This is a genomic window from Nocardioides sp. CPCC 206348 (genome assembly GCF_048654705.1).
Classification (GTDB): Bacteria; Actinomycetota; Actinomycetes; order Propionibacteriales; family Nocardioidaceae; genus Nocardioides.
On record NZ_JBMCZA010000090.1, the window covers coordinates 1 to 1,874 of the forward strand.

The 1,874-nt window shown below is 69.6% G+C and carries 2 protein-coding genes; both read right to left on the bottom strand.

The features are described 5' to 3' along the window. Nucleotides 1-126 precede the first annotated feature (126 nt). Nucleotides 127-1,089 carry an NAD-dependent epimerase/dehydratase family protein gene (locus ACOADB_RS04725; RefSeq protein WP_378596777.1) on the bottom strand — a complete coding sequence of 321 codons (963 nt, stop codon included), beginning with the start codon at nt 1,087-1,089 and terminating at the stop codon, nt 127-129. After that, nucleotides 1,086-1,874 (bottom strand): SDR family oxidoreductase (locus tag ACOADB_RS04730; protein ID WP_378596778.1); only part of this gene is annotated, 789 nt, incomplete at its 5' end. The genes ACOADB_RS04725 and ACOADB_RS04730, both read right to left, overlap by 4 nt.

A 1,874-nucleotide genomic window follows, 5' to 3' on the forward strand; every position in this document is an offset into this window, starting at 1 on the left:
TGCCATACGAGTATTGGACCAGAGCCCTCCGACACTTCACCCAGATCGGCCGAGTTCTCCACAGCCACCGGGTTTCGAGGCTCGGCGCTGGCGCGCCTCGCACCTCAACCACCGGCGCATCGCGCACTAGATGAGGGCGCGCTCGCGCAGCCACGCTTCGGTCCGACGCATGCCTTCATCCAGGTCGACCTCAGGCGCATAGCCGAGCAGGCGCCCCGCCTTCTCGATCGAGTACGTGCCGGTGCGGGTGAAGTAGTGCATCGTCTCCGCGCTCGCCTCCGTACGACGACCCACCGCCCTCGCACCCAGGGAAGCCACTGTCCCCAGGCCCACGGCGACAGGGGTGGGCAGCACCCGAGGGCCACGCTTGCCGAGCATCCGGTAGTAGTGGCCGAAGAAGTCTGCGCAGGTCACCCCGACTCCCCCGCCGATCGTGAAGACCTGCCCCGCAGCAGCGGGGTGGGACACGGCCAGCTGCAGGCCGGCGACCAGGTCGTCGACGTACACGGGACTGAAGATCCCGCGACCCATCGCCGGCAGCACGAAGGCACCGCTACGGATCAACCCCACCGGCTGGATCGTCCAGGGCCGTGAGCCGGGGCCGTACACGTCGCCCGGGCGCACCACGACCACCTCGATCTGGCCGGCGGCGTGCGCCTGCAGGACGACCTGTTCGCTGGCGATCTTCGAGTCGACATAGGAGCCGCCGTCATTGCGGACCGGGTGGTCCTCGGTGACCTGGTCCGGCCAGCCGAGGTCGCCGAAGGCGCGGACCGACGACACGTGCACGAACCGCCGCGCCCCGCCGGCGATCGCGGCGTCCAGCGCGCGTCGCGTGCCCAGTACGTTCACCTGCCACGCCTCGTCGTGCGTCGCGGTGTTCGTCACCAGGGCGGCCGTGTGCACCACGACCTCGGCCCCGGCAACATGCTCCTGCCACCCGTCCCCCGACGACGTGGAACCCGCCACGACGTCGTACGCAGGATCGGCGACGAGGTCCACGCCCGAGGTGTGAATCCGCTGTCCACGCAGGTGATCGGCCAGCGCGCGGGCGATGAACCCGCGCCCGCCGGTGATGAAGACCGTCACTCGGGCACACCGTTCTTGCGGAACTTCGCCTGTTGCCGCTTGCCCATGCCGACGGCAACCGGCAGTGCCTTGAGGCTCAGATCAGGAATCGCGTCGAACAACCGCACCTGGACACCCCGCCACCGGGGAACCGCCGTGACCTGCCGCGGCTTCCGCAGCACGGCAGCCACGGCGTCGACGACCTCGGACGGCTTGAGCAGCTTGCCCGAGAAGGACAGCGCCGCCTCCGGGTCGTCGAGCTTGTCGTGCAGCATCGGGGTCCAGATGCCGTCGGGGCACACGCAGGAGATGTTGATGTCCTGGTGGCCCGCGAGGTTCAGGTCGCACTGCGTCGAGAGGCTGAAGCCGATCGCGCCGTGCTTGGACCCGGAGTAGACACCCTCACCCGGTACGGCGACCAGGCCGGCCAGGGACACGATGTTGACGATGTGGCCGCCACCGTTGTCCTTCATCGCCAGGATCGCGCCGACCGTCCCGTTCATGACGCCCAGCGTGTTGACCTCGACCATCAGCCGGCGGGTGGCCTCGTCCTGCTCCCACGCGGGGCCGGTGACGAGCACGCCCGCGTTGTTGACCCACACGTCCAACCGTCCAGCGAAAGAGACCACGGAAGCAGCGACAGCCTCGACCTGCGCCCCGTCCCGCACGTCCAGGACAGCGGCCTCACAACCCAGCTCGGCCGCAGCAGCCCTGGCCAGCGCGAGGTCCACGTCGGTGACGAGTACGGCGTAGCCCTCGGCCACCAGATGCCGGGCGATCTCCTTGCCCAGGCCGCGACCGGCGCC